The organism is Streptomyces sp. NBC_00876 (assembly GCF_045207435.1).
GTDB lineage: Bacteria > Actinomycetota > Actinomycetes > Streptomycetales > Streptomycetaceae > Streptomyces.
Genome location: NZ_CP108800.1, coordinates 2,401,607 through 2,427,235 on the forward strand (window position 1 = coordinate 2,401,607; position 25,629 = coordinate 2,427,235).

Annotated in this window: 26 protein-coding genes; 16 read left to right on the forward strand and 10 right to left on the reverse strand. The window is 72.4% G+C overall.

Annotated features, from left to right (window positions below; translation table 11 throughout):
- Positions 1 to 6: 6 nt before the first annotated feature.
- The 4 genes from OG782_RS10525 to OG782_RS10540 all read left to right on the forward strand — a co-directional run bounded on the left by OG782_RS10525 (position 7) and on the right by OG782_RS10540 (position 3,764).
- Positions 7 to 651 (forward strand): class I SAM-dependent methyltransferase, encoded by a 645-nt coding sequence (locus tag OG782_RS10525; protein WP_406449614.1) that lies wholly within the window; start codon positions 7 to 9, stop codon positions 649 to 651.
- Between the two features lie 41 nt (positions 652 to 692).
- Positions 693 to 1,637 carry an N-acetylmuramoyl-L-alanine amidase gene (locus OG782_RS10530; RefSeq protein WP_406449616.1) on the forward strand — a complete coding sequence of 315 codons (945 nt, stop codon included), beginning with the start codon at positions 693 to 695 and terminating at the stop codon, positions 1,635 to 1,637.
- A gap of 219 nt (positions 1,638 to 1,856) precedes the next feature.
- A complete protein-coding gene (locus OG782_RS10535) occupies positions 1,857 to 2,639 on the forward strand; it encodes a hypothetical protein (RefSeq protein WP_406449618.1) in 783 nt (260 codons plus the stop codon).
- Positions 2,640 to 2,753: 114 nt separating this feature from the next.
- On the forward strand, positions 2,754 to 3,764 hold the full coding sequence (locus OG782_RS10540) for an LLM class F420-dependent oxidoreductase (RefSeq protein WP_406458979.1): 1,011 nt from the start codon (positions 2,754 to 2,756) through the stop codon (positions 3,762 to 3,764).
- A 98-nt stretch (positions 3,765 to 3,862) separates the two neighbouring features.
- Here OG782_RS10540 and OG782_RS10545 read toward each other — a convergent pair whose 3' ends face one another.
- The 4 genes from OG782_RS10545 to OG782_RS10560 all read right to left on the reverse strand — a co-directional run bounded on the left by OG782_RS10545 (position 3,863) and on the right by OG782_RS10560 (position 7,396).
- Positions 3,863 to 4,663 (reverse strand): SAM-dependent methyltransferase, encoded by an 801-nt coding sequence (locus tag OG782_RS10545; RefSeq protein ID WP_406449620.1) that lies wholly within the window; start codon positions 4,661 to 4,663, stop codon positions 3,863 to 3,865.
- A 188-nt stretch (positions 4,664 to 4,851) separates the two neighbouring features.
- Positions 4,852 to 5,898 carry a PHP domain-containing protein gene (locus OG782_RS10550; RefSeq protein ID WP_406449622.1) on the reverse strand — a complete coding sequence of 349 codons (1,047 nt, stop codon included), beginning with the start codon at positions 5,896 to 5,898 and terminating at the stop codon, positions 4,852 to 4,854.
- 109 nt (positions 5,899 to 6,007) lie between these two features.
- A complete protein-coding gene (locus OG782_RS10555; protein WP_406449624.1) occupies positions 6,008 to 6,787 on the reverse strand; it encodes a maleylpyruvate isomerase family mycothiol-dependent enzyme in 780 nt (259 codons plus the stop codon).
- Positions 6,788 to 6,841: 54 nt separating this feature from the next.
- The gene (locus OG782_RS10560; RefSeq protein ID WP_406449626.1) at positions 6,842 to 7,396 is read right to left on the reverse strand and encodes a hypothetical protein; all 555 of its coding nucleotides are present in this window, start codon (positions 7,394 to 7,396) and stop codon (positions 6,842 to 6,844) included.
- Positions 7,397 to 7,537: 141 nt separating this feature from the next.
- Between OG782_RS10560 and OG782_RS10565 the strand changes: the two genes are divergently transcribed.
- A complete protein-coding gene (locus tag OG782_RS10565; protein ID WP_406449628.1) occupies positions 7,538 to 7,828 on the forward strand; it encodes a hypothetical protein in 291 nt (96 codons plus the stop codon).
- A 61-nt stretch (positions 7,829 to 7,889) separates the two neighbouring features.
- Here OG782_RS10565 and OG782_RS10570 read toward each other — a convergent pair whose 3' ends face one another.
- The 3 genes from OG782_RS10570 to OG782_RS10580 form a co-directional block, all read right to left on the reverse strand.
- Complete coding sequence (locus tag OG782_RS10570; protein ID WP_406449630.1) at positions 7,890 to 8,963, reverse strand: prenyltransferase; 1,074 nt, start codon at positions 8,961 to 8,963, stop codon at positions 7,890 to 7,892.
- The gene (locus tag OG782_RS10575; RefSeq protein WP_406449632.1) at positions 8,960 to 9,736 is read right to left on the reverse strand and encodes a class I SAM-dependent methyltransferase; all 777 of its coding nucleotides are present in this window, start codon (positions 9,734 to 9,736) and stop codon (positions 8,960 to 8,962) included. Before OG782_RS10575 ends, OG782_RS10570 begins: the two co-directional genes overlap by 4 nt.
- A gap of 70 nt (positions 9,737 to 9,806) precedes the next feature.
- Positions 9,807 to 11,135, reverse strand: coding sequence for a glycosyltransferase family 4 protein (locus OG782_RS10580; RefSeq protein ID WP_406449634.1), 1,329 nt, complete (start codon positions 11,133 to 11,135; stop codon positions 9,807 to 9,809).
- 231 nt (positions 11,136 to 11,366) lie between these two features.
- On the opposite strand from OG782_RS10580, the gene OG782_RS10585 reads away from it, so the two are divergent.
- The 8 genes from OG782_RS10585 to OG782_RS10620 all read left to right on the forward strand — a co-directional run bounded on the left by OG782_RS10585 (position 11,367) and on the right by OG782_RS10620 (position 18,314).
- Positions 11,367 to 11,978, forward strand: a complete 612-nt coding sequence (locus OG782_RS10585; protein WP_406449636.1) for a TetR family transcriptional regulator — start codon at positions 11,367 to 11,369, stop codon at positions 11,976 to 11,978.
- A 114-nt stretch (positions 11,979 to 12,092) separates the two neighbouring features.
- Positions 12,093 to 12,443, forward strand: coding sequence for a DUF4190 domain-containing protein (locus OG782_RS10590; RefSeq protein WP_406449638.1), 351 nt, complete (start codon positions 12,093 to 12,095; stop codon positions 12,441 to 12,443).
- Positions 12,444 to 12,645: 202 nt separating this feature from the next.
- Positions 12,646 to 13,896, forward strand: coding sequence for a substrate-binding domain-containing protein (locus OG782_RS10595; protein ID WP_406449640.1), 1,251 nt, complete (start codon positions 12,646 to 12,648; stop codon positions 13,894 to 13,896).
- A gap of 3 nt (positions 13,897 to 13,899) precedes the next feature.
- Complete coding sequence (locus OG782_RS10600; RefSeq protein ID WP_406449642.1) at positions 13,900 to 14,694, forward strand: ABC transporter ATP-binding protein; 795 nt, start codon at positions 13,900 to 13,902, stop codon at positions 14,692 to 14,694.
- Positions 14,691 to 15,437 carry an ABC transporter ATP-binding protein gene (locus OG782_RS10605; protein ID WP_406449644.1) on the forward strand — a complete coding sequence of 249 codons (747 nt, stop codon included), beginning with the start codon at positions 14,691 to 14,693 and terminating at the stop codon, positions 15,435 to 15,437. The genes OG782_RS10600 and OG782_RS10605 overlap by 4 nt, the downstream gene beginning before the upstream one ends.
- Positions 15,437 to 16,324 (forward strand): branched-chain amino acid ABC transporter permease, encoded by an 888-nt coding sequence (locus tag OG782_RS10610; RefSeq protein WP_406449646.1) that lies wholly within the window; start codon positions 15,437 to 15,439, stop codon positions 16,322 to 16,324. The genes OG782_RS10605 and OG782_RS10610 overlap by 1 nt, the downstream gene beginning before the upstream one ends.
- Entirely contained in the window at positions 16,321 to 17,433 is a 1,113-nt protein-coding gene (locus OG782_RS10615) for a branched-chain amino acid ABC transporter permease (protein WP_406449648.1), read from the forward strand. The genes OG782_RS10610 and OG782_RS10615 overlap by 4 nt, the downstream gene beginning before the upstream one ends.
- Positions 17,430 to 18,314 (forward strand): alpha/beta fold hydrolase, encoded by an 885-nt coding sequence (locus OG782_RS10620; protein WP_406449650.1) that lies wholly within the window; start codon positions 17,430 to 17,432, stop codon positions 18,312 to 18,314. The genes OG782_RS10615 and OG782_RS10620 overlap by 4 nt, the downstream gene beginning before the upstream one ends.
- 103 nt (positions 18,315 to 18,417) lie before the next feature.
- Here the strand turns inward: OG782_RS10620 and OG782_RS10625 are convergent, their stop codons facing one another.
- Positions 18,418 to 19,896, reverse strand: a complete 1,479-nt coding sequence (locus tag OG782_RS10625) for a PHB depolymerase family esterase (RefSeq protein ID WP_406449652.1) — start codon at positions 19,894 to 19,896, stop codon at positions 18,418 to 18,420.
- Positions 19,897 to 20,154: 258 nt separating this feature from the next.
- On the opposite strand from OG782_RS10625, the gene OG782_RS10630 reads away from it, so the two are divergent.
- The 3 genes from OG782_RS10630 to OG782_RS10640 are packed head-to-tail and all read left to right on the forward strand — an operon-like array spanning position 20,155 to position 23,769.
- Positions 20,155 to 20,979 carry a 3-hydroxybutyrate dehydrogenase gene (locus OG782_RS10630; protein WP_406449654.1) on the forward strand — a complete coding sequence of 275 codons (825 nt, stop codon included), beginning with the start codon at positions 20,155 to 20,157 and terminating at the stop codon, positions 20,977 to 20,979.
- Positions 20,980 to 21,025: 46 nt separating this feature from the next.
- Complete coding sequence (locus OG782_RS10635; RefSeq protein WP_406449656.1) at positions 21,026 to 22,993, forward strand: helix-turn-helix domain-containing protein; 1,968 nt, start codon at positions 21,026 to 21,028, stop codon at positions 22,991 to 22,993.
- 29 nt (positions 22,994 to 23,022) lie between these two features.
- Positions 23,023 to 23,769, forward strand: a complete 747-nt coding sequence (locus OG782_RS10640) for a hypothetical protein (RefSeq protein ID WP_406449658.1) — start codon at positions 23,023 to 23,025, stop codon at positions 23,767 to 23,769.
- A gap of 143 nt (positions 23,770 to 23,912) precedes the next feature.
- Here OG782_RS10640 and OG782_RS10645 read toward each other — a convergent pair whose 3' ends face one another.
- Positions 23,913 to 24,146 (reverse strand): ferredoxin, encoded by a 234-nt coding sequence (locus OG782_RS10645; protein WP_406449660.1) that lies wholly within the window; start codon positions 24,144 to 24,146, stop codon positions 23,913 to 23,915.
- Complete coding sequence (locus tag OG782_RS10650; protein ID WP_406449662.1) at positions 24,146 to 25,609, reverse strand: aldehyde dehydrogenase; 1,464 nt, start codon at positions 25,607 to 25,609, stop codon at positions 24,146 to 24,148. The genes OG782_RS10645 and OG782_RS10650 overlap by 1 nt, the downstream gene beginning before the upstream one ends.
- Between the last annotated feature and the right edge of the window lie 20 nt (positions 25,610 to 25,629).

Sequence of the window (25,629 nt, forward strand, 5' to 3'; positions counted from 1 at the left end):
AACCCCGTGGCCGTCGAGCCCAAGCCGGAGATTCTCGCCGCGTTCCAGGCCGCCAAGGGCTTCATGCCGGTGGTCGAGGGACTCGCGCTGTACGCCGCCGCCACCGAGGCGGCCGCGCTCGGTCTGCCGCTGCTGGAGGTGGGCACGTACTGCGGACGCTCCACCATTCTGCTCGCCGACGCCGCGCGCGCCGCGGGCGTGACGGCCCTCACCGTCGATCACCACCGGGGCAGCGAGGAGCAGCAGCCCGGCTGGGAGTACCACGACCCGACGGTGGTGGACCCGGAGGTTGGCCGGATGGACACACTGCCCACCTTCCGCCGGACCTTGCACGCGGCCGGTCTGGAGGACCACGTGGTGGCGCTCGTGGGGCGTTCGCCGCAGGTGGCGGCCGTCTGGGGCGGCCGTCTGGGCCTCGTGTTCATCGACGGCGGCCACACGGACGAGCACGCGAACGGCGACTACGAGGGCTGGGCGCCGCATGTCGCCGAGGGCGGGCTGCTGGTGATCCACGATGTGTTCCCGGACCCCGCGCACGGTGGCCAGGCCCCGTACCGGGTGTATCTGCGGGCGCTGGCGTCCGGGGCGTTCACCGAGATCTCCGTCACGGACTCGCTGCGCGTCCTGCGGCGTACCGGGCCCGGCTTCTGAGCCCTCCGGACACCGTCCGGGCTCCCGGATAGCATCGCCGGGTGCGTCACGACGAGAGTGTTCCCCCCGCCCCGCGCCGCCCGGCCCTGGCCGCCGCCGCGACGCTGACCGCGCTCTGTCTGGGCCTGGCCGGCTGCGGCGGCGGGGGCGGCGCCGCGCAGACACCGCCCGGACAGGGCGGCGGCGCGGCCCCGTCCTCGACGGCCGCGTCCTCACCCGCCTCCCCGGCCTCCCCGTCGCCGTCGCGTACGAGCCCGTCCCCGACGAGGAAGCCCGCCTCCCCCTCGCCGCCGGCGCCGGCCACCGGGTCCGGGCCGCTCTCCGGCAGGACGGTCGTCATCGACCCGGGCCACAACCCGGACAACCACCTGCACACGTCCGAGATCGCCCGCCAGGTGGACATCGGCACCACGCACAAGGAGTGCGACACCACCGGCACCTCCACCAACTCCGGTTACGCGGAAGCCGAGTTCACCCTCGACGTGTCGCACCGGCTGCGCACGCTGCTGCGGGCGCAGGGCGCGAAGGTGATCCTGACGTACGACGACGACCGGCCGTTCGGGCCGTGCGTGGACGAGCGGGCCCGGATCGGCAACAAGGCCGGGGCCGACGCGGTCGTCTCCGTCCACGCGGACGGCTCGGCGGCCGGCAACCGCGGCTTCCATGTGATCCTTCCCGCATCGGTGCGCGGCGGTGGCGCGGACACCTCGAAGATCGTCGGCCCCTCGCGCGATCTCGGCACCCGTATCGCCGGACTCTTCGTGCGCAGTACCGGAAGTGCGCCTTCCAATTACGTGGGCGGCAATACCGGCCTGGACATCCGCAAGGATCTGGGCGGACTTAATTTGTCGACCGTGCCCAAAGTCTTCATCGAATGCGGCAATATGCGTGATCCCAAGGATGCCGCCCTGCTCACCAGCGCGGGGTGGCGCCAGAAGGCGGCCCAGGGCATCGCGGACGGCATCAGCAGCTACCTGAACGGGTAGTAAGAGGTGATTCTGCGATGAATTCGGGAGGATGCCCGCTCAACGACCGGGCAGGGCCACAACCCGCCCGGGCAGACGATAGATTCATCCGTACGATGGGGAGCCGCTCTTGAGCTTCGCTCCGTGCCCGCCGTACGGGTGGCAGCGACGACCGCCCCGACGAGACGACCGACTAAGGACCTTCACGTGAATATCCGCTCCCTCACTCGAGGCGATGGCGTGGTGATCGGAGCAGCGGTCGTGCTGTTCATCGCCTCTTTCCTCGATTACTTCGACTACGGAAGCAACTCCGTCGACGCGCCGAACTCCTGGGAATCCCTGGGCAACGCGATCGGCGTCTACATGGTCGGAGTGATCGGCGCCGCACTGATCGTGCTGTCCCGTTCGCAGCCCCAGCCGCGCAAGGTGGCCGGACTCGACCTGGCCCAGTTCGGTGTCGCCGCCACGGTGTTCACCGCGTGGAGCCTCTTCTGGACGATCATCGACCTCGGTCAGATCGACGCCGGCGCCGGCCTGATCCTCGGCCTGATCGCCTCCCTGGCACTGGCCGCGGCCGCGGTCGCGTCCCCGCTGGTCCCCGGGCTCCAGGCTCCGCTCGCCGGCGCCCCGAAGCCGCAGGCCGTGCAGCCGCCGTACGGCGGCCAGCCCGGCCAGGGCTACGGCTACCCGGGTGCGCAGCAGCCCCCCTACGGCGGCCAGCCGCAGGGCCAGGCACCGTCGTACGGCGGCCAGCCGCAGCCCGGCCAGCCCGAGCCGCAGCAGCAGGGCCAGGCCGCCCCGGCCCAGCAGGCCGCGCCCGCCGGTGACTTCACCCCGTTCTGGTTCGCCGTTCCGGTGGCCCGTCCGCTGTACGGCGAGGACGGTTCGCCGTCCCCGATCGCCGAACTGGCGCCGGGCACCTGGTACCTCGCGGTCGAGCAGCGCGGTCCGGGCCTCATCGCCCAGACCCAGGACGGCCGTCGTGGGGTGCTCCAGGACACCACGGGCATCCAGCGCGGCTGACGCCACAGCACACGGACAGCCGACAGCGGCCCCTCGCCCCTTCCGGGCGGGGGGCCGTTGTCGTACCCTCCGGCTAGATCTGATGATGTGTCAGAAATGCTGGGAGGCAGCGGAATGCGGCTCGGACTCGCTCTCGGATACTGGGGCCGCGGCCCGAACCCGGCCCATCTGGAGCTCGCCCGCACGGCGGAGGAGCTGGGCTATGCGTCGGTGTGGACGGCGGAGGCCTGGGGGTCGGACGCCTTCACCCCGCTGACCTGGATCGCCGCCCACACCTCCCGCATCCGGCTGGGGACCGCCATCGCGCAGATGGCGGCCCGCACCCCGACCGCGACCGCGATGCACGCCCTGACCCTGGACCACCTCTCCGGCGGCCGGATGATGCTCGGCCTCGGGCTCTCCGGCCCGCAGGTGGTGGAGGGCTGGTACGGGCGGCCGTTCCCCCGCAGCCCGCTCACCGCGACCCGGGAGTACGTCGACATCGTGCGCCAAGTACTGCGCCGCGAGGCCCCTGTCGAGCTGGACGGCCGGTTCCACGCGCATCCGTACAACGGCCCCGGCGCCACCGGACTCGGCAAGCCGCTCAAGCCCATCACGCACCCGTTGCGGGCCGGGCTTCCGGTGCTGCTCGGGGCGGAGGGCCCGAAGAACATCGCGCAGACCACCCGGATCGCGGACGGCTGGCTGCCGCTGTACTGGTCACCGCTGCGCACCGATGTGTACGAGGCCTCGCTCAGCGGGCTGCCCGAAGGGTTCGTGATCGCGCCGATGGCCCGTGCGCAGGTCTGCGACGACGTCGCCCAGGGGCTGCTGCCGGTGAAGGCGATGCTCGGCTTCTACATCGGCGGCATGGGCGCCGCCGCCCGCAACTTCCACGCGGACCTGATGGCGCGGATGGGGTTCGAGCAAGAGGCCCGGCGGATCCAGCAGTTGTTCCTGGAGGGGCGCAAGGAAGAGGCGGTAATGGCCGTTCCGGACGCGTTCGCCGACGAGATCTCACTGGTCGGCCCCCGCGAACGGATCGCGGAGCGGCTGGAGTTGTGGCGCAAGGGGCCGGTCACCGATCTGCTGGTGACGGCGCCGGACCCGCACACGCTGCGGGTGCTGGCGGAGCTCAACGGGTAGGGCCACTCATTTGGATCCGGCTGATCCAAACGAGAGGCACTGCGGCCGCTACCGCGTCGGGCTCGCCCTCACGCCACTCGTCCTCAGGCCGGCGACGGTTACCGCTTGGCGGCCACGAATCCCCACTGGTCGACCGGCTCACCGACGACGGGCTCTTCGGGGCGCCACAGGCTGATCGAGCCGAAGCCCGGCTCCACCAGCTCGAGTCCGTCCGCGAAGGTCGCCATGATCTCCTTGGGACGCGAGATGTACGGCATGGCACCGCCACTGGCGTACTCCTCGGACCCGGCCTCGGTCTCCGGAGTCCCGATGGTGTCGCACAGCATCAGATAGCTGCCGGCGGGAAGTACGTCCAAGTAGCTGCGGAGCAGCGCAGCGGCCTCGCCCGAGTCGGCGACGTGTCCCAGCGTCGAGAGCACCATCACGGCCACCGGCCGGTCGAGGTCCAGCGTCCGGGCCGCCTCGCGCAACACCGTCTTCGCGTCCGTCAGGTCCGCGTGCACATAGTCCGTCGCCCCTTCGGGCCGGCTGGTCAGCAGGGCACGCGCGTGAGCCAGGACGATCGGGTCGTTGTCCACGTAGACGATGCGTGCCGTCGGCTCGACTTCCTGGGCGACCTCGTGCGTCGCGTTCGCCGTCGGCAGACCGGTGCCGAGATCCAGGAACTGCCGTATCCCCGCCTCACCGGCCAGATAGCGCACCGCTCGCGCCTGGAACGCCCGGGAGGCGCGCGCTATGTCGATGATCTGCGGGTACAGCTCCTCCATCGTCGCCCCGAGCCGGCGGTCCACCTCGTAGTTGTCCTTGCCGCCCAGCCAGTAGTTCCACACCCGCGCCGAATGCGGCGTGCCCGTGTCGATTCCGTCCACCGGCTTCGGGGTGCCTTGCTCGTCAGTCATCGGCCCTCTTCATGTCGTACATGGTTGCGCGGACGACCCCCGTACCGCGCACGCCCATGCTTCCTCACCAGCAACTTCCGCACCAGACCAGCTGGGAAGCAACTGCCGTACGTGAACCTGGCGTCGGGAGCCGGGCAGCCCCCGGATGGGGAGAAATCAGGCGGCTTCGCCCGGCTTCGTCGGGCGGCTCAAGACTCCGCCCGGGGACCGGCGGGAACCCGTCCCTCGCGCGTCCAGCCCAGCAACTCGTCCGCCGTCCACGTCGTGACGACGCGCTCCGCGGGAACCCCGCACTCCTCGGCGCGGGCGCAGCCGTGGATCTGCCAGTCGAGCTGTCCGGGCGCGTGGGCGTCGGTGTCGACGGCGAACAGCGTGCCCGCGTCCACGGCTTGACGCAGCAACCGCCGGGGCGGGTCCAGCCGCTCGGGGCGGCTGTTGATCTCGACCGCCGTGCCCGCCTCGGCGCAGGCGGCGAAGACCTCGTCCGCGTCGAACCGTGACTCGGGGCGGCCCCGGCCGGTGAGCAGGCGCCCGGTGCAGTGGCCGAGGACGTTCGCCTGCGGGTGGGATACGGCGGCGACCAGCCGCCGGGTCATCGGGCCGGGGTCCATCCGCAGCTTGGAGTGGACGGACACCACCACGAGGTCCAGCCGCTCCAGCAGCTCGTCCTCCTGATCCAGGGAGCCGTCGAGGTGGATGTCGCACTCGATGCCGGTGAGCAGCCTGAACGGCGCCCAGAGCTCGTTGAGTTCGGCCACCACGTCCAGCTGCTGCCGAAGCCGCTCGGGCGAGAGTCCGTTGGCGACCGTCAGCCGGGGCGAGTGGTCGGTGAGCACCGCCCAGTCATGCCCGAGGGCGGCGGCCGTACGGCCCATCTCCTCGATGGTGCTGCCGCCGTCCGACCAGTCGGAGTGCAGATGGCAGTCGCCGCGCAGCAGCGCGAGCAGGTGCTCACCGCCCTCGGCGAGCGGTCCGCTCTCCACGGTCTCCGCCTCCAGCCGCTCCAGATAGGCGGGCGTCTGCCCGGCGACCGCCTCGCGGACGACCTGGGCGGTGCGGGGACCGATGCCCTTGACCCGCTCCAGCGAGCCGTTCGTGACGCGCCGGACGGCCTCGCCGTCGTCCATCGCCGCCACCGTGCGGGCGGCGGTGCGGAAGGCCTGGACGCGGTACGTGTCGCCCCCGCCGCGCTCCAGCAGGAAGGCGATCCGCTCCAGGGCCCGGACCGGGTCCATCGGCACCTCCTGGCGGGACGGGACGGCAGGACAGGACGGGCTGCCCATCCAGCTTGGCCCAGGCCCGCCCGGCCCGCACACCGGCGGTATCCCCGGAGGCAGGGACCGGTCAGCCGAACGACGACCGCGCCAGCCAGAAGTCCAGCAGCTCCGCCTCGCCCAAGAGCTCGACCCGGTCGCTGTCCGGGGCCAGACGGCGGTTGAAGACCAGCATCAGGTCGGTGAGCGGCCCCCGCAGCGCCACAGTGGCCTTGCCGTGCGCGCGGCGCCAGGTGAAGCCGTCCTCGCCGAACTCGATGAGCCACTCGGCGTCCGGTACGTCGGTGGCGTGCAAGTGGATGGAGCGGTCTCCCCCGCGCAGCTCCGCGGCCTCCGGGTCGCCTTCGGCCTGGGCGAAGGCGACGATCTCCAGCCACTCGTCGATCGTGTCCGCGGCCAGGTCGGCCGCCATCTCGTAGGGCACCTTCGCGGCCAGGGCCGCGTCCGCCTGGTGGACGACCGTCTCGATCGCCATGCGCCGCGCCCAGAAGCCCGCGCTCTGATCCCGCTCGTACCAGGACCAGGCCTTCACCTCGGGGCCCGCCTCCCGCAGCGTCGCGGCGGTCGTGGCCGCCCCGTCCGCCAGCCAGGCGTCCAGCACGGCGGGGTCGTCGCCGTCGGGGGTGAACGCCGGCACCCGCTCCTCCGGGAGCGCCTCGGTGGCCCGGGTCCGTACGATCTCACCGGCCCAGCGCTGCGCGCCGCCGACGTGGACGGCGAGGTCGCGCAGCGTCCACGCCGGGCAGGTCGGAACGGTCGCGTCGAGGTCCGCGCCCCTGACCGCGGCCCTCAACGCGTCGGTTCTCAGGATGATTTCGTCGCAGTAGCGCTCATGCGTGAGGAGGGTCATGCCCGCACCCTAATGCGGCCACGGCCCCAAGGGCTGTCCCGTAGTCACACGGGGTTATCCGCCGAGCTCCGAGGCCGACGGCACCTTGTCCTTCACCTCGGCGCCCGCGCTCTTTCCGGCGTCCTTGATGCTGTTGATGACGCTCTCGAACGCGCCGACGTCCCCTGCACCCGCCTCGCCCTTGCGGAGTTTGGTGGCGAGGCCCCTGAGCGATTCGATGCCCGCCGTCAGCGGGGCGACAGCCTTGGAGAGCAGCGGATCGCCCTTGGCGTTCTCCGTCGCGGCCTTGAGCCGGTTGTAGGCGAGGCCGCCAGCGAGCCCGGCCTTGACGAGCGCGAAGGTCCGCCCGTCCGCGCCCTTCTTGAACTTCCCGGCGCGGTACGGCTTGACGATCCACTGGTACGTCGCGCCCGCCGCGAGCCCCGCGTTGGCGACGAAGCGCGTCTTGGCGAACTTCTGCGCCTCGGCCGACGACGTACCGGTGGGCGACGCCGAACTGCTCGCGCCGCCGCTGCCGTCGTCGCTCCCGCACGCGGTGGCGCTCACCAGCACGGAGCAGGACAGCAGCAGCGCGACGAGGAGTCGGCGCAGCGGTACGGAACGGGGCACGGCGGGGCCTCCCTGACCGGGGACATCACGGCGGGTGCCGGGTCCCGGCACTCCCCCGCAAGGCTGGCTCCGGCGGGTGCGCCCCGCCACCCGGGACCGCCGTCCGGGTTTCGCCCGGCCGAAAGCGGCAACCCGCAGTCCATGTCTTACAGACGAGGCAACGGAAGCAGTACCGCAGCACGTGTCATAGCCGTGGTGGCCGACATCATGGCTTTCATCATCGGCCTGTGGATCCTGATGTACCTGCTCGACGCCAACCGGGGCAACGAACTGGTCGACTTCGTGCGGCACAGCGCCCGGTGGCTCGCGGGCTGGTCGTACGACCTGTTCACCTTCGACGCGGCCTGGGCCCGGGTCGTCTGCGGATACGGCCTGGCCGCCGTGGTGTACCTGTTCGTCGGCCACGCGGTGGCCGGCCGCATCCGGCACTGAGAGCGCCGCGGGATCAGGGCACACGAGCCCGCCCTGATCCGAACGAGAGGCCCCAGCGGTCTCAGCCGCAGCAGTCGGGCTCCAGTCCCTTCGGCAGCCGCTCCCCGCCGAAGACCGCGGTGGTCGCCTCGTCCCCCCCGAGGGCGGCCACCGCAAGCAGCAGCGAACCGGCGGTCCACGCCGTCTTCTCCTCGGGCCAGAACGCCCGGTTGCCCTCGAAGACGTACCCCGTCCAGTACATCCCGCCCTCGGCCCGCAGGTGCTGGATGGACTGGAGGATCTCCAGGGCCCGGTCCGATTCACCCATCACCCAGAGGGCCAGGGCGAGTTCACAGCTCTCGCCGCCGGTCACCCACGGGTTGGGCAGCACACAGCGCACCCCGAGGTCCGGGACGACGAACCTGTCCCAGCCCTCGTCGATCCGCTCATCGGCGGCCGGTCCGGTGAGCGCGCCGCCGAGGACCGGGTAGTACCAGTCCATGGAGTAGTGGCTCTTGTCGAGGAAGCGCTCCGGGTGGCTGCGGATCGCGTGCGCGAGCGCCCCGGTGGCCAGCTCCCAGTCGGGCTGCGGCTCCTCGCGGCTCTCGGCGATGGCGAGCGCGCAGCGCAGGGCCTGGTGGATGGAGGAGGAGCCGGTCAGCAGCGCGTCCGTCACCGGGGTGCCGTCGGCCTCCCGCTTCCAGCCGATCTGGCCGCCGGGCTGCTGGAGCCGCAGGACGAACTCGACGGCGGAGAAGACCGTCGGCCACATCCGGTCGAGGAACGCGTCGTCGCCGGTGGCGAGGTAGTGGTGCCAGACGCCGACGGCCACGTAGGCGCAGAAGTTGGTCTCCAGACCGCGGTCGGTCGGCTGCTGCGGGTCGCCGTCGTGGTAGGCGGCGTACCAGGAGCCGTCCTCGTTCTGGTGGCGGGCGAGCCACTCGTACGCGCGTTCCGCGGCGGCGTGCTCGCCCGCGGCGTCCAGGGCCATGGCGGCCTCGGTGTGGTCCCACGGGTCGAGGTGGTGGCCTCGGAACCACGGCAGCGCGCCGTCGTCGCACTGCACGGCGAGCAGCGCGGCGACGGTCTCGGCGGCCTGCCCGGCGGTGAGCACTCCGGGCAGGACGAGGTGTTCGGTCCGCTCGGGAAGTGTCACGCCTCGGCCTTGGCGGAGTCGTCGGCGGTCGCGGGGGCCCCGGCTGCCGCGGTGGCGGGCAGGTGCGGCTTGGTCGCGTAGGCCACGAAGCTCTTGCCGACGACCGGGTTGAGCAGCTGCTCGGCGACCCGGGTCGCCATGGGCTTCTTCATGATGTCCCAGACGAGCAGCTTGTGGTACGCCCGCACCGGCAGCGCCTTGTCGTTGTCGACGCCGAAGGCGCACTTGAGCCACCAGTAGGGCGAGTGCAGGGCGTGCGCGTGGTGGGTGCCGTACGGCTTGAGGCCGGCGCCGCGGATCTTGCCCAGCAGTTCGTCGGCCTTGTAGATGCGGATGTGCCCGCCCTCGACCTCGTGGTACGCGTCGGAGAGCGTCCAGCAGACCTTCTCGGGGCCGTAGCGCGGCACGGTGATCGCGATCCGGCCGCCGGGCTTCAGGACCCGGACCATCTCGGCGAGCACGCCCTTGTCGTCGGGGATGTGCTCCATGACCTCGGAGATGATCACGACGTCGAAGGAGTCGTCGGGGAACGGCAGGTTGAGCGCGTCGCCCTCCATCGCGGTGGCGGTCGCGCCCTCGGGGGCCTCCCCGGCCTCCTTCATCGCGGCGAACCACTTCGCGACCTCGCGGATCTCCTCGCCGTTCTGGTCGAGCGCCACCACCTGGGCGCCGCGCCGGTAGCACTCGAAGGCGTGGCGTCCGGCGCCGCAGCCCAGGTCGAGCACCCGGTCGCCTGCGGCGAGCGGGAAGCGGGTGAAGTCCACGGTCAGCACGAATGCCTGCTTTCGCGGTCGAGGGGTTCGGGGAGGGAGGTGACGTGCGGTGTCGGGGTGCGGGGCGGTGTCACCGCCGGCCGCCGGTGGCGGCGCGGGCCGCGATCGCCTCCCGGTAGAGGGCGGCGGTGCCGATCGCGGCCTGCTTCCAGGTGAACCGGGCGAGCACCCGTTCGCGGCCCGCGGCCCCGAGCCGGGCGCGCAGCTCCGGGTCGCCGAGCAGCCGGCCGAGCGCGTCGGCCAGGGCCCCCGCGTCGGCGGGCGGGACCGCCAGACAGGTTTCGCCGTCCGGGCCCGCGACCTCGGGGATCGCGCCGCCGGTGGTGGCGACGAGCGGGGTGCCGGTGGCCATGGCCTCGGCGGCGGGCAGCGAGAAGCCCTCGTACAGCGAGGGGACACAGGCGATCCGGGCGCTGCGCACCAGGTCGACGAGCTCGGTGTCGCTGATGCCCTTGACGAACTCGACGGCGTCCCCGAGCCCGTGCCGTTCGATGGCCTGGGCGACGGGTCCGTCCTCGGCCCGGCGGCCGACGACCACGAGGTGCGCCGCGGGGTTCTCGGTGCGGAGCTTGGCGAGCGCCTCGACGAGGTGGACGAGGCCCTTGAGCGGGACGTCGGCGCTGGAGGTGGTGACGATCCGGCCCTCGACCTCGGGGACGGCCGGGTCGGGCGACCACAGGTCGGTGTCGGCGCCGATGTGCACGACGTGGACGCGGCCGGGGTGCACACCGAGGTGGTCGACGATCTCCTGCTTGGAGGAGCCGGAGACGGTGAGCACGGACGGCAGCCTGCGCGCGACGCGCTTCTGCATGCGGGTGAAGGCGTACCAGCGTCGTACGGAGGCGCGGCGGCGGCGGTTCGGCGCCGCGTCCAGGTCGAGCTGCCGGTCGACCGTGATGGGATGGTGGATCGTGGTGACGAGGGGGGCGCCGAGGTCGGCGAGGAGCCCGTAGCCCAGGGTCTGGTTGTCGTGGATGACGTCGAACTCGCCGCTCCGGGCGGCGAGATGGCGCCGGGCCCGCAGGCTGAAGGTGAGCGGTTCGGGGAAGCCGCCGGTCCACATGGTGGCGACCTCGGCGGCATCGATCCAGTCCCGGTACTCGCCGCGCCCGGGGGTGCGGAACGGATCGGGCTGCCGGTAGAGGTCCAGGCTCGGCAGTTCGGTGAGCGGGACGCCCTCGTCGAGCACGGGGTAGGGCTGGGCGCCGATCACCTCGACGCTGTGGCCGAGACGGGCGAGCTCGCGGGCGAGATGACGTACGTAGACGCCCTGGCCGCCGCAGAAGGGGTTGCCCTTGTAGGTGAGGAGGGCGATGCGCAGGGGCCGGTCACCTGCGGCGCCCGTGTCCGACGTACCGGCGCCCGTACGGGGGCCCGACTCTATGGCCTCAGCGGTCACACTCGGCCCCCTTCTCACTGCGTGTCCGCCGGAGCGTATCCGCTCGCGCTAATCTAGAACAAGTTTCAGTACTGGATCGTTCAATGAGCTACGAATCTACCGGCAGGTAGCAACGGTGCAACGGCCGGATCAGGTGATTCGCGCCACGGCACACACCCTGGCATGCTGTGCGCCGCCGGACCGGCCGCCCGCGTCCTCGCGGACGCGGACAGAAGCCTCGGGATGGGACACATGACAGCGGAAGCCAGACCGGCATCGCCGCCCCTGACGGAACGCCAGGAGGCGCGCCGCCGCCGCATCCTGCACGCCAGCGCCCAGCTCGCCAGCAGGGGCGGTTTCGAGGCCGTCCAGATGCGCGAGGTGGCGGAGGCCGCGGGAGTCGCCCTGGGCACCCTCTACCGCTATTTCCCGTCCAAGGTCCACCTTCTCGTCGCCACCATGCAGGACCAGCTCCAGCACATGCACGGGACGCTCCGCAAACGTCCCCCGGCCGGGAACACGCCGGCGGAGCGGGTCGCCGACACCCTGATGCGGGCCTTCCGCGCGATGCAGCGCGAACCGCATCTGGCGGACGCGATGGTGCGCGCGCTGACCTTCGCCGACCGCAGTGTGAGCCCCGAGGTGGACACGGTCTCGCGCCTCACGACGGCGATCATCCTGGACGCGGTGGGGCTCGAACACCCGACGACGGAGCAGCTCTCGGCCGTCCGCGTCATCGAGCACACCTGGCACTCGGCACTGATCACCTGGCTGTCGGGCCGGGCGTCGATCGCGCAGGTGAAGATAGACATCGAGACGGTGTGCCGGCTGATCGACGTGACGAAGCCCACGGAATCCCCCTAGCACACACGGACCCGTTTCGCGGCGTTTTCATCACACTCCTCTCACCGTTCTGACCGAAAGGGCCACAAGCCGCTCCTTACCATGGTCATGACCAGCACCGATGGAGAGGAACACATGGCTGACCAGTCAGACATCGCAGGCGGCGCCACGGGGACGCAGACCCCGGGCGGACCGGGATACGGCGCCCAGGCGCCGGCCGGTTACGGATACCCCGGTGGTGCTGCGCTGCCGAGCGGCAAGGCGACCGCCTCGATGGTTCTCGGCATCCTCGGCCTGGTGCTCATCCCGATCATCCTGCCGATCATCGCGCTGTGCCTCGGCATCTCGGCCAGGCGCATGGCCGACCGGGGCGTGGGCGGCGGCCGCGGCCAGGCGGTCGCGGGCATCGTGATGGGCAGCGTCGGCATCGGGTTCGCCGTGCTCGGCATCATCATGGCCACGGTCCAGGGCATCAGCGCGATGTGACGGGCCACCGCCCAGGACCAGCGCACCGGCCGCGCAGCGGAACCCACGATCCGGTTCCCCTGCGCGGCTTTGGCTTTCCGGGCCCATGTACGGCCCCCACATGCCCACCGCGTCAGGTGGGGCGCTCTGCACCATATCGACGGCGGCACGGTGTTCATACGGTTCGGCGACATCACAGGAACACGCCGAGGAGCCGGTCACCATGCGTCGCAGAGCCAGCAGATCCCGCAGATCCCTCACCGACATCCGTGCCGTCGCCGCCCTCGCGGCAGCCGGCCTGCTGCTGACCGGCTGCACCGCCGCCGGCACGGCGGGCGGTTCCGGCTCCGACGGGTCCGGGAAGTCCGGCGGAAACGGGGCCGTCAAGGTCGGCCTCGTCTACTCCCGCACCGGACTGCTCGCGGACTACGGCAAGCAGTACCGCGACGGCTTCATGGCGGGCCTGGACTACGCGACCAAGGGCACCGGCAAGGTCGCCGGCCACCGCATCGAGGTCACCGAGCAGGACGACGCGGGCGACCCGGGCAAGGCCGTCTCGGCCGCCAAGAACCTGATCGGCAAGGGGTACAAGGTGCTGGCCGGCACCACCGACTCCGGCGTAGCGCTCCAGATGGCGCCCCTCGCCGCGCAGAACAAGGTGCTGTACGTCAGCGGCCCGGCGGCCACCGACGCGGTGACCGGCATCAACGACTACACCTTCCGTTCGGGCCGGCAGTCCTACCAGGACATCCTGACGGCGGGCGCGATGCTGGGCGACGCCGAGGGCAAGAAGGTCACGGTCCTCGCCCAGGACTCCACCTTCGGCCAGGCCAACGTCGCGGCGGTCAAGGCGGTGCTCGGCGCGAAGGGCGCGAAGGTCGGCTCCGTACTGGCGCCGCCCAGCGCGACGGACCTGACGCCGTTCGCCCGGCAGGTCAAGGCCGGCGGGCCGGATCTGGTCTTCGTCGCCTGGGCGGGTTCCACCGCCCCGGCCCTGTGGACCGCGCTGGACCAGCAGGGCGTGCTGGGCGCGGGCAAGGTGGTCACCGGCCTGGCCGGAACCGCCTCGTACCCGGTCTTCGGGGCGGCCGGGTCCAAGGTATCGTTCCTGGCGCACTACTTCCCCGGCGCGGGCGGCGGCAACGCCGTGGAGAAGGCCATGCTCGACTCGGTGACCAAGGCGGGCGGCACACCCGACCTGTTCACCCCCGACGGCTTCACCGCGGCCCAGATGATCGTGCACGCCGTCGCCGAGGGCAGCGCCACGGACCCGGCCGCGATGGTGAAGGCCCTGGAGGGCTGGAGCTTCGACGGGGTGAAGGGCAAGGAGCAGGTCCGGGCCGAGGACCACGCCCTGGTGCAGCCGATGTTCGTGGCCCGGCTGACCGGCAAGGGCGCGGCCCTGAAGCCGGAGCTGCTGGACACCGAGGCGATGGACACCGTGGCGCCGCCCGTGAAGCCCTCGGCGGGCTGAACCGTGACCGCACCCCACCCCCTCGGGCAGCGCGACGGCGGCCCGGCGGACTCCGCGGCGCCGGTGCTCCGGCTGGACGGACTCGGCTGGAGCATCGGCGGCGCGACCATCGTCCAGGACATCACCCTGAGCGTCCGCGAGGGCGAGTTCCTCGCCTTCATCGGCCCCAACGGGGCAGGCAAGACGTCCCTGTTCAACCTGATCAGCGGCCTGACGCCGCCCACCGCGGGAACGATCGCGCTGGACGGCACGGATATGACGGACCGGCCCGCACACGTCCGGGCCCGGCGCGGTGTCGGCCGGACCTTCCAGACGTCGAGCCTGTGGCCCGCCATGACCGTGGCCGACCATGTCCGGCTGGCCGCGCAGGCCGCCCGGGGCGGCTCGTACCGGCTCTGGCGGCGCGCCGACCCGTACACCGCCGAGGTGGCCGGCGTCCTGGAGCGCACCGGTCTCGGCCACCGGGCCGGGGCCACGGCCGCCGAGCTCTCGCACGGCGAGAAGCGGAAGCTGGAGCTCGCCGTGCTGCTGGTGGGCGAACCCCGGCTGATGCTGCTCGACGAGCCGATGGCCGGCGTGAGCGCCGAGGAGGTCCCGGCGCTGACCGGGCTCATCCGCACCCTGCACCGCGAGGAGGGGCGCACGGTCCTCATGGTCGAGCACCACATGGACGTCCTGCTGGGCCTCGCGGACCGGCTCGCCGTGATGCACCACGGCCGGCTGCTCGCCCTGGACACCCCCGAGGCCGTGACCGCCGACCCGACCGTGCAGCAGGCCTACCTCGGGGAGGGGCTGTGACAACGGAGCAACCCCTGCTCGCCGTCCGGGACCTGCGGGTCCTGATCGGCGGCCGCCACATCCTGCACGGCGTCGACCTGGACGTCGCCGCCCACGGCGTGACCGCGCTGCTCGGCCGCAACGGCGCCGGGAAGACCACCACCGTACGGGGCATCCTCGGCCTCGTCCCGCGCGAGGGAAGTGTGCGCCTCGACGGTGAGGAGACCGTGGCCCTGCCCACCCACTCCGTGGTCCGGCGGGGCATCGGCTACGCCCCCGAGGACCGCGGCGTCTTCGCCGGGCTGACGGTCGCGGAGAACCTGCGGCTGGCCGAGCGGCGCGGCGCGGGTGAGCCCGCCTACCCGCTGGTCCATGAGCTCTTCCCCGAACTGAAGCAGCGGGCCCGGCAGTTGGCCGGCACGCTCTCCGGCGGTCAGCAGCAGATGGTCGCCATCGGCCGCACCCTGCTCAACGCCAACCGGCTGATCATCGCGGACGAACCCACCAAGGGCCTGGCGCCGAAGGTGGTCACCGAGGTGGCCCAGGTGCTGGAGCGGGCCGCCGAGGCGGTGCCGGTGCTGCTCGTGGAGCAGAACCTCGCCGTCGTACGGCGCCTCGCCGGGCACTGTGTGGTGCTGGCCGACGGCCGGACCGCCCACCGGGGTCCGGCGGCCGGACTCCTCGGCGACGCGGAGGCGGCCCGCCGGCTGCTCGGCGTGGGCCACGGCCCGCTGACCCCTCACACCGCGGAGGCGGATTCCTGATGTCCACCCTCGTCCTGCTCACCATGACCGGACTCGGTCTGGGAGCCCTCTACTTCCTCGTCGCGTCCGGACTCTCGCTGATCTTCGGCCTGATGGACGTCCTCAACTTCGCGCACGGGGCCCTGCTGTCCATCGGCGCGTACGGCACCTGGTGGGCGGCGTCCGGGAACCTGCCCGGGGCGGGACCGGGCGGCGCCGGCTTCGTCCTCGCCGTCCTGTTCGGTACGGCGGTGGGCACCGCCGCCGCCGTGCTCCTGGAGCTCGCCGTCGTCCGCCCGCTCTACACCCGGCCGCGCGAGCAGGTGCTCGCCACGGTCGGGGTCGGACTCGCCGTCCCTGCGCTGCTGTCGGGCATCTGGGGCCCGGACGCCCGGACCTTCCCGGGGCCGGAGGCGCTGTCCGGCACCTTCGGGCTGCTGGGTGCGCAGGTCCCGGTCAACCGTCTCGTCCTGGTCGCGGCGGCGGTCGTGGTGCTCGTGGCACTACGGCTGTTCCTCGGCCGGACCCGGCACGGTCTCGTCGTACGGGCGGGGGTCGAGGACCGGGCGATGGTCACCGCGCTCGGCATCGACGTCCGCCGGGCGTTCACGCTCGTCTTCGCGATCGGGGGCTGCGCCGCCGCGCTCGGCGGGGCGCTGGGCGGGCTGTACTTCGGCTCGGTCGACCCCCGCCAGGGCACCTCGCTGCTGATCTTCGCGTTCGTCGTCGTGGTCACCGGCGGCATGGGTTCGGTGACCGGCGCCGCCGTGGCGTCCGTCGTCATCGGCCTGGTCCAGCAGTTCGCCAACTACTACACCGCGGCGGGCCTCGGCGATCTGGCGGTCGTCGTCCTGCTCGCCGCGCTGCTGCTGATCCGCCCGCGCGGACTGACGGGGAGGCTCGCGTGAGCACCGCCACCGAGACACACGACCGCACCGGCGGCAGCCCGAAGGCCGCACCCGCGCCGTTCGACAGGGCCCGGCTGCTGCGCTGGTGGCCCGCCGCGATCCTGCTGCTCCTGGCCGTCGCACCGTTCAGCGCGGTGCCGGTGCCGGGCCTGCTGGACGGCCCGCTCGGCAGTGCGGGCAGTCTCCAACTCCTGGCCACCTGCCTGCTGTTCGGCGCCCTGGCCACGGGTTACGACCTGCTGCTGGGCCGCACCGGACTGCTCTCGTTCGGCCACGCCCTGTACTTCGCGGCAGGCAGCTACGCCACCAACATGTTCCTGCTGGAGGCGGGCCTGCCCTTCGGTCTCGCCGCGGTCCTCGGTCTGCTCTTCGGGATCGCCCTGGCCCTGGTCCTGGGGTCGGTGAGCCTGCGCGTCACCGGTATCGGCTTCTCCATGGTGACCCTGGCCTTCGCCCAGGCGGGTTCGATCCTGGTGTCCCGCAACCCCGGCGGTGTCACCGGCGGCGAGGAGGGCCGGGCGGCCCCGGCGGACCTGCTCCCCTCCTGGCTGGTCGGCATCGACCACACGGCGAACCTCTACTGGATCGCGCTGGCCTATCTCGTCCTCACCCTGGCCGTCGTCCACTGGGCCGTCCGCTCCCCCACCGGCCGTGTCTGGGAGGGCATCAAGGAGAACGAGCGCCGGGTGGAGGTGCTGGGCCTGAAACCTTACGGATTCAAGCTGACGGCCTTCGTCGTCGCGGGCGCGCTCGCCGCACTCGGCGGCATCGTGCATCTGCTCCTGACCGGCGGTTCCACGCCCCAGACGACCACGTCCGACTTCACGCTGTCGCTGCTGGTGATGGTGGTGCTGGGCGGCACGGGGACCCGCTGGGGTCCGATGGCCGGCGGCATCCTCTACACCTGGGCGGACCACCGGCTCGGGGATCTGGCCGGTTCGGGCGCGGTCGCGGACCTGCCGGCCGTGCTGCGCGTCCCGCTCTCCCAGCCGCTGTTCCTGCTGGGCGTGCTGTTCGTGGCCGTGGTACATCTGCTGCCGGGCGGACTGGCCCGGCTGCCCTCCCGGCTGAGGGCCGTCCCGCACCGGAAGGAGACCGGAAACCAGTGATTCCGTACGAGGAGATCGAAGTCCCGGTGAGCGGGGGCGCGTTGGCCGCCCTGCGCTGGCCCGCCGCCGATCCGCAGGCGCCGGTGGTGGTGGCGCTGCACGGCATCACGGCCAACGCGCTGTCCTGGGGCCCGGTGGCCCGGCAGCTGGCCGGGCGCGTCACCCTGATCGCCCCGGATCTGCGGGGCAGGGCGGGGAGTTCGGGCCTTCCCGGTCCGTACGGCATCGCCGGGCACACGGACGACATCGCCGCCCTGACCGCGTTCCTGGGCCTGGACCGGGTGGTGCTGGCGGGCCACTCGATGGGCGCGTTCGTGGCGGCACTGGCCGCGGTGCGCCACCCGGACCGCTTCGGCCCGCTGCTGCTCGTCGACGGCGGCATCGGCTTCCCCGCGCCCACGCATCTGACGCCCGACGAGCTGCTGACGGCGGTGATCGGCCCGGCCATGGACCGGCTGTCGATGACCTTCACGGACCGGGCCGCCTACCGCGCCTTCTGGCAGGCGCACCCGGCGTTCGCGGACGCCTGGTCGGACGAGGTGGACGCGTACATCCAGCGCGACCTGACCGGCCAGGAGCCGGTCCTGCGCTCGTCCTGCCGTATCGAGGCGATCCGCACGGACGGCGTCGGGCTCTTCGACGAGGAGGTGCTCACGGCCGTACGGAAGCTGCCCGCCGAGGCGACGCTGCTGTGGGCGGCGCGCGGCCTGATGGACGAGGAGCAGGGGCTGTACGACGAGGCCCGGCTGGCGGCGGCGGACCTGGGCGGGACCCGGGTGGAGCCGGTGGCGGTGAAGGACGTGAACCACTACACGGTGCTCACGGGTGAGCGGGGCGCGCGGGAGGTCGCCGACCGGCTGGTGGCGTACGCGCGCGCATGAGGCGAGGGGCGACGACTTCGGCGTGCTGCCCTGGCCCGCCGTGGCGTACGCGCGCATGAGGCGAGGACCGGCCCGGCAGGGGGCTGCCGGGCCGGTCCTCTCGTCAGCTCGCGCAGCCGCTGTCGGCGATCACGAAGTACCCCGCGGGCGACTCCTTCAGGGTGTGGGTGACGAAGACGTTGTACAGGCCCATGTTCTGGTTCGAGCCGTTGGCGTAGACGTATCCGCCGGCGGTGTGGGCCCTGCCCGCCGTCACCTGGGCGTAGTTGGTGGCGGTGTAGCACTTCGCCGGGGTGCTGCCGCCGGTGGTGACCGCCGTCACCTGGGCGGACGCGGTGCCGGCCGTACCCGCCGCGTCGATCGCCGTCACCGTGTAGCGGTAGGTGGTCCCGGCGGTGAGGCCGGTGTCCGTGTACGTCGTGTCGGCGGGTGAGGCGACCTTCGTGCCGTTGCGGTGGACGGCGTACGAGGCGGCGCCCTCGACCGCGTTCCAGGACAGGGAGGCGGTGGTGTCCGTGGTGGCGGTGACTCTCACACCCGCCGGCGCGGGGAGCTGGTCGCCGTCACCGCCCGGGGTGCCGCCGTCCAGGCCCCAGAAGACGCCCGTGTAGTACGTCGAGCAGATGGCGTTCAGGAAGTACGCGGCCGTCTTCCCGCACTGCTGGTCCCCCGAGCCGGGGCTCACGGGAAGGCCGTGGCCCATACCGGAGACGGAGTACGTCTCCACGGCCGGCCTGCCCGAGGCGTCGTTGTAGACGCTGCGGGTGGTGTTCCCGGGGAGGGTGTCGGTGGACGACGGGGTCTGGCCGATGCCCCAGACGTCCGTCCACTGGTCGCGCAGGGCCGTGGCGTTGGCCGGATACACCGTGTAGTCGGAGGTGCCCTGCCAGATCGCCACCCGGGGCCAGGGGCCGGTGTACCCGGGATATGCGGCGCGCACCTTGTCGCCCCACTGCGCGGGGCTGAGCTTCTGCGGGCCCGTCTGGCAGCCCGAGGCGGCCGCCTGGCTGCCCGCGCACTGCGCGGGCAGCCCCGAGGCCACCGAGCCGCCCGCGAACACGTCCGGGTAGGCGGCCAGCAGGTCCGCGGTCATACCGCCGCCGGCCGAGAGGCCGGTGACGTACACCCGGCGGCCGTCGGAGCCGTAGCTCTGCTTCGCGTAGTCGACCATCTGCACGACGGACGCGGCCTCGCCCTTGCCCCGGGTGTCCTCGGCTGGGTCGAACCAGCCGAAGCAGGAGAGGGAGTTGTTCGCGGACGTGGTCTGCGGGAAGACGACGGCGAAGCCCCACTTGTCGGCGAACTCCGCCCAGCCGGAGTTGGTGTAGTACGCGTCCGCGGTCTGGGTGCAGCCGTGCAGGGCGACGACCAGGGGTGCGTTCGCGGGGAGGCCGGCGGGCGTGTAGGCGTACATCTGGAGGTTGCCGGGGTTGGAGCCGAAGCCGGTGACCTGCTGGAGGCCGCCGGCGGCAGCGGCGGCAGGCTGTGCGGCGGCCGTGGTGCTCAGCGTCGCCGCGAGCAGCCCGAGGGCGGTGGCGGACGCGACGCGGCGGAAGAGACGTCTCAGGATCGGTGGGCGCACGGGTGCCTCCCTGGTCGGTGTGTGCGGGGGTACGGGTTGCTGCCGGAACCTACGAGCGGGGGCTCCCCGCGCCCATGTGGCACGCGGCCACCGGCGGGTGCGGGGTGTGTGCGGCCGGTCCCTTGTGCGGTCCGGGGGCTCCGCGGCAGGGCGCCCCGGCGCCGCGCGGCACCATGTCGGCCGCCACCATGCCGGGGCGGGAGGGTGTGTGCACCGGCGCCGTGTGACACGGGCCGCCGCGTACCTACCGTGACGGCCATGGAGACTTCCCGCAGACCGGATCACGAGCCCGCCGCCCCTTCCCCCGGCGGCGGCGGATCACCGCAGGCACCCGCACAACCGCTGCTGGCCGGGCGCACCGCGCTGGTGACCGGTGCGGCGAGCGGCATCGGGCGGGCCTGTGCGCAGGCGCTGGCCGGGGCGGGCGCGCATGTGCACGTCGTGGACAGGTCCGGCGAGGCCGCGAAGAACCTGGTGGAGGAGATCGGCGGGACGGCCTGGGTGGTGGACCTGTCCGACCCCGCGGTCGTCGACACGCTGCCGGCCGATGTGGACGTCGTGGTCAACAACGCGGGGCTCCAGCACGTGGCGCCCGTCCATGAGTTCCCGCCGGAGCGCTTCGCGCTGATCCAGCGCGTGATGGTGGAGACCCCGTTCCGCATCTTGCGCCGGACCCTGCCGGGGATGTACGAACGCGGCTGGGGGCGCGTGGTCAACATCTCGTCGGTGCACGGGCTGCGCGCGAGCCCGTACAAGTCGGCCTATGTGACGGCCAAGCACGCACTGGAGGGGCTGAGCAAGGTGGTGGCGCTCGAAGCGGCGGAGCACGGGGTGACGAGCAACTGCGTCAGCCCCGGTTACGTACGCACGCCCCTGGTCGAGAACCAGATCGCCGACCAGGCACGGACGCACGGGATCTCGGAGGCGGATGTGGTGGGCCGGGTGATGCTGGAGCGCAGCGCGATCAAGCGGCTGATCGAGCCGGCGGACGTCGCGGAGGCGGTCCTGTGGCTGTGCGGGCCGCGCACCGGGCACATCACGGGCACCTCGCTCTCCATGGACGGCGGCTGGACCGCGAACTGACCGGCCTCGCCCTTTCCTTCCTGCCTTTCTACGAACGCTGGACGCCATGCCTGAACCGCTCCCCTCCGCCTCGCCCCACCTCCGGCGGCTGTTCGACCTGCTGGCCGACGACGCGCCCGCCGAGGCGCTGGGGGCGGTCTTCTCGCAGGCGCGGGGTGACGGTGTGCCCGACGATGAGCTCGCCGAGGTGGAGCGGGCCACGGCCACCGCGCTGCGGATCAGGGGCGCCCTGCGCCAGCACCGCCGCCGGGAGCTCCAGCTGACCGCGCTGTTCGACACGGCGGGCGATCTGGCGGCCTCCCGCGATCTGGACGACGTACTGAAGGCGATCGTGCGGCGGGCCAGGATGCTGCTGGGCACGGACACGGCCTACCTCACGCTCCCGGACGAGGAGGCGGGCGACACCTACATGCGGGTGACCGACGGCTCGGTGTCGGTGCTGTTCCAGCGGCTGCGCCTGGAACTCGGCGAGGGACTCGGCGGCCTGGTGGCGCAGACGGCGAGTCCGTACGCGACGCCGGACTACCGCACCGACGACCGCTTCCGCCACACCCGCAACATCAATGCCGGGGTCCTGGACGAGGGACTGGTGGCGATCCTGGGGGTGCCCCTGCTGCTCGGATCCAGCCGGGGCGGTACGGGGAAGGTGATCGGCGTCCTGTTCGCGGCCGACCGGGCGGCGCGGGTCTTCAGCCCTGACGAGGTCGCCCTGCTCTGCTCGCTGGCCGCCCACGCCGCGATCGCCATCGACACGGCCCGCGCCCTCGCCGACACCACCGCGGCCCTCGCCGAACTGGCGGAGGCGAACGCGGAGCTGGCCGAGGCCAACGCCTCCGTACGGGCGCACTCGGCGGCCATGCGGCGGGCGGAGGAGTCCCACGACCGGCTGACCGACCTGGTGCTGCGGGGCAGGGACGTGAAGGACGTCGCGGCGGCCGTGGCCGGGCTCCTCGACTCCCCCCTGACCATTCACGACCCAGGCGGCCGCCCGCTGGCGGCGGTGCGCCCGGACGGTACGGGCTTCGCCGCCGACAGCATGGACGCCGGGTGGCTGGCGGAGGCGGCCGAGGAGTCCCGTACGGGGGCGCGTGCCGTGCACCGCGACGGGCGGGTGGTCTGCGCGGTGCTCGCCGGGCAGGAGCTGCTGGCCGGTCTGGTGCTGCACCGGAGCCGGCCGCTGGACGACTCCGACCGGCGGCTCTTCGAGCGGTCGGCCGTGGTGACCGGACTCCTCCTGCTGCTGCGGCGCACGGTGGCCGAGACGGAGAACCGGATACGCGGCGAGCTGATCGCCGATCTGCTGACGGACACCGGCCGGGATCCGGCGGGTCTGGCCGAGCGCGGCCGCCGCCTGGGCATCGACCTGGACCGCCCGCATCTGCTGCTGGTGGCCGAGACGGACGCGCGGGAGCGGCTGGCCCCGGCCGCCATGCGCTATCTGTTCGGGGGCGACATCCACGGGGTGAGCGCCGAACACGCGGGCGCGGTCGTCCTGTTGCTCGAGGACGGCGGACCGGATGCGGGGGCCGCCGCCCGATCGGCCGCGGCCCAGCTGGGCCAGCTGGCGCAGGCGCCCGTCACCGTGGCCGCCGCCGGTCCGTCCCGGGGACCCCGCGAGCTGGCCGCCGCATACGGCGAGGCCGCACGCTGCCTGCGCGCGATGCGGGTGCTGGGGCGTACGGGCGAGGGCGCCTGCGTGGACGAACTCGGCTTCCTGGGCGTGGTGCTGGGCAACGCGCAGGACGTCGACGGCTTCGTCACGGCGACGCTGGGACCGTTGCTGGAGTACGACGCACAGCGCGGCACGCATCTGGTGCGGACGCTGAGCGCGTACTTCGGCGCGAACGGCAGCCTGATCAGGGCCAAGGACGAGCTGCACGTCCATGTGAATACGGTGGTGCAGCGGCTGGACCGGATCCAGGTACTGCTGGGCCGGGACTGGAACGGGCCGGACCGGGCGCTGGAACTGCAACTGGCGCTGAGACTTCACCTGTTGTCGGGCACCCGCCCCTGAAATGGACACGAGAGAACCTGGGTGACCCTATGTCTGAGACCTTCGACCTCCGCGTCGAGCTTCCCGCGGCCCTGGCGGGTCCGGCGGCGGCCTGGCGGTTCGTCGAACGGTTCGCCGCGCATCTCGGCGCGCCGGTCGGGCCGGACGACGGGTACGCCGAGGCGGAGATCGCCGCCGCCGAACTGCGGCTCGGGCTGCGACTGCCGCAGGCGATGCGAGAGTTGTACGGCAGGTTCGGACGCCGGCACGACCTGCTGCACGGGCTGAGGATGCTGTTGCCGCCCGAGGACCTGGAGGCGGACGGCACGGCCCTGCTCTGGCAGGCGGAGAAGTTCTGGCTGTACCGGATCGCCGTGCCGCTCGACCGGATCGCGGAGAGCGACCCGCCGGTGCTGATCGACGGGAGTTCGCCGGAGTACGACGACTGGGAGCCGTTCGCCGGCCGCTTCTCCGCCCTGTGCGTGGAGACGGTGATGTCGGAGAACTCGCTGTGCGACGACTGGGGCGGATGGCGCAGGGAGAAGCTGGACACCGACGCCGCGTACCTGGAGCAGTCCCTCACCCCGATACCGCCGCTGATCGCCCCGGGCGGCGCCCCGAGCGGCCAGGACAGTGCGGACCGCTGGTACGCGGGCGCGGATGTCCTGGTGCACGAGGACCGCTCGGACGAGGAGTCGGAGTGGGGGTGGCTGTATGTCCGCGCGCTGACGCGGGAGGCGTGGGACGACCTCCGGACGGCGCTGCCGGGCCCGTGGACCGAGACGGTGGACCACTGAGGACCGGCAGGCCGCCGGGGGGAAATCAGTCCCCCGGGGATCAGTCCTCCCGGGGAGATCAGCCCCTCCGGGGAGATCAGCCCCTCCGGAGGGATCAGTCCCCCGGGAATCGGCCCTCCAGGGGGGATCGTCCTCTCCGGGGATCAGTCCTCCGGGGGAAACACCACCTCGCCCGAGTCGGCCAGGGTGAGGGTGATGGCCTCGACCGGGCACCCCTCGGCGGCCGCAAGGACCTGCTCGTTGGCGTCGGTCTCCGGGTCGGTGGGGTGGGACTGCCGGGCGGTGTCCAGCCGGAATCCGCCCGGTGCGTGGTTCACGCACATCCCCGACCCGATGCAGACGCCCCGGTCGACCTCAACGCTCCAGCGGTCGCCCATCAGGCCGCTCCCCCGTATCCGGCGGGCAGGTGGATCATCTTGTGCTCGAAGTACTCCCCGTATCCCTCGGGCCCGAACTCCCGTCCCAGACCGGAGTTCTTGTAGCCGCCGAACGGCCCGAGCATGTCGAGGCTGAAGGTGTTCACGCTGTACGTGCCGGTCCTGACCCGGCGGGCGATGTCGATGCCGCGCTCGGTGTCGCCGGTCCAGACGCTGCCGCTGAGCCCGTACTCGGAGTCGTTGGCGATCTTCACGGCCTCGTCCTCGTCGCCGTACGGCAGCAGGCAGATGACCGGCCCGAAGATCTCCTCGCGGGCGATGCGCATGGAGTTGTCGACGTCGCCGAAGAGCGTCGGCTCGACGTACCAGCCGCGCTCCTGCGACGCCGGACGGCCACCCCCGGTCAGCACCTTGGCACCCTCCTCCTGCCCGATCCGGATGTAGTCGAGGGAGCGCTGCTGCTGGCGCTGCGCGACGAGCGGTCCGAGTTCGGTGGCGGGGTCGAGGGGGTCACCGACCTTCAGCGCACCGGCGGCGGCGGCGAAGGCCTCGGCGGTCTCCTCGTACCGGGAGCGCGGCACGAGGATGCGGGTCTGGGCCACGCAGGCCTGCCCGTTGATCATCCAGGCGAAGGGCACGATGCCGGCGACGGCGGCGTCCAGGTCGGCGTCGGGAAGGATCACGGCGGCGGACTTCCCGCCGAGTTCCAGGGTGACGCGGGTGAGGTTGCGCGAGGCGACCTCCATGACGCGCCGGCCGGCGGCGACGGACCCGGTGAAGGAGACCTTGTCGACGCCCGGGTGCCCGACGAGGTACTCGCTCACCTCGCGGTCGGCGGGAAGGATCGACAGCACACCCTCGGGCAGCCCGGCCTCGGCGACGATCTCGGCCAGGATGTAGGCGTCGAGCGGCGATTCGGGCGACACCTTGAGAACGGCCGAGCAGCCGGCGAGCAGCGCGGGCGCGAGCTTGGCGGCGGCGGTGAACTGGGGCACGTTCCACGGCACGACGGCCGCGACGACCCCGACGGGCTCCCGCCGCACGAGCAGCGGCCCGAGCGCCCCGTCCCGGCGTTCCTCGTACGGGAAGGTGCGGGCGACCGTGATGGCGGAGTCCCACACCATCATCGCGGCGAGGGCCTGCACCATGACGCTGGAGGTGTACGGGGTGCCGTTCTCCGAGCTGATGACCCGGGCGATCTCCTCGTACCGCACGGCGAACGCGTCCTTGATCCGCGTGACGACGGCGATCCGCTCGTCCAACGTCATCCGCGGCCAGGGCCCGTGGTCGAACGCCTGCCGGGCGGCGGCGACGGCCCGGTCCACATCCCCCTCGGCGGCGTGCGGCACGCGGCCGATGACCTGCTCTGTGTGCGGGGAGATGACCTCGATGACATCCCGTCCGAGCGGATCGACCAACTCCCCGCCGATGAACAGTTTTCCGTGTTCGACAAGCTCGCTCATGGCTGCTGCCTCCCGCGACG